The sequence below is a fragment of the Chryseobacterium elymi genome (genome assembly GCF_003385495.1).
Classification (GTDB): Bacteria; Bacteroidota; Bacteroidia; order Flavobacteriales; family Weeksellaceae; genus Chryseobacterium; species Chryseobacterium elymi.
The window spans coordinates 1-1,452 of sequence record NZ_QNUH01000061.1 but is presented as its reverse complement, the minus strand read 5'-3'; the positions used below and the strand labels follow the sequence as shown (position 1 = coordinate 1,452).

The 1,452-nt window shown below is 32.9% G+C and carries 1 protein-coding gene; it reads right to left on the bottom strand.

What is annotated here, in order from left to right:
* Positions 1 to 28: 28 nt before the first annotated feature.
* The gene (locus DRF60_RS20860; protein ID WP_116015276.1) at positions 29 to 1,366 is read right to left on the bottom strand and encodes an IS4 family transposase; all 1,338 of its coding nucleotides are present in this window, start codon (positions 1,364 to 1,366) and stop codon (positions 29 to 31) included.
* Positions 1,367 to 1,452: the final 86 nt, after the last annotated feature.

Below are 1,452 nucleotides of genomic sequence, written 5' to 3'. Positions count from 1 at the left end.
AGCCCAATGTCATTAAGTTAGTAAACTATCACAAGCTATTCTTTTGATTTTTAGAGACTATTGGCTTAGCTCTTGCTTTATATTTGCCTATATTTCTTTTGTTTGATCTCTGAGGTCTTATAGGAATTAAATGCGCTTTGAAAAGAGTTTTTAATTCCTCTATTGCCTTGTTCATATCAGAATTGGAAAAAAGCAGACCTATAATTCTGTCTTTCAAAAAACCATAAGATAATGAGGTGTTTACCTTATAAATATATTTTTTGGTATCTTTTTTCTCCTGTAGCTCTTCATTAAGCTCCCCTACAATAAGACTTTGAATATTGCTTACCAATAATGTAGCATAAAAATCCTGCAATATGCTTTGGTTAGAATAGCCCGAAAATTCTTCTATTTTAAGTTTATTTTTAAGCTCATCATAGTACGTTTCTATTTTCCATCTTTCAAAGTAAAGATCTTTAAAGATTTCAGTCTTGTATTGGATTTCATCCTCAAGAGAGGTTGCCAAAACTTCGATCTCTCCTCCCGGTAAAACAATCCGAAGCAATCTTACTATCAAGGAAGTGTCTTTGTCATAGGTTTTTCCTTGTAAATTTGTGTTTTTGCCAGGCTGCATCGTCAAGACTTGTGAATCTTGACCGCCAGCTACAAAATCTCTCACAACCAGACTAAAATCCAACCGCATCCGCATTACAAAGTCTAATTGTTTTTCCTTGTGTTCATACATAAAATCGAAAGATGCAAAACCCCTGTCATAAATAATCAAATCTCCTTTCCTGCAGTATCCCAAAAGCTGTTTTGCCTGAATGCGTTCGTCGGTATCAACAGAAGATAAAACACCACCAACACCTATCTTATTCAGAACATCGTACAAAACACAAGCTTTTCCCTGAATAATATAAGTCTCTGTTTGATTTTTCGTTCTACCATAGATTTTTTCCAATTCCCTTGTTCTGGGAAGAGTTAATCGGGAGCCGTCTACTGACAAAATTCTTTTTCCTGAAAATCTTGTTTTTACTGTGCTATTGTCGGTGTAAAATTCTTCGGTCAGTTTTTCATTCAGATAGCTAAAGACCTCAGGTTTTATTTTTTTACGTGCTTGTACGAAAGCACTCTTACTGAATGATTTCTGAGGAATTTCTTTTCTCTTAAAGAAACTTAAAAAGTTAACAATCTCAAGGGATAAACTTTTGGTTAAAAAATTAATCATAAATAAAATGCTTACTGAAAAAGAAAGACTTCTGTTTCTACTGAAATCCTTCGCATCAACTACAAATCTTTTCTTTGTAAAGCTATGAGAAATTTCGGATTGAAGAGAAGAGAGAATGTCATTAGTATTTTTTCTTCTCGGTTTAACTGATTGATTCACTGTTAAATATACGAAAAATAAGTCTTAAAAACAAGAGTAAATAACTGTAAGTCAAAATGTTAAATCATTAACTTAATGACATTGGG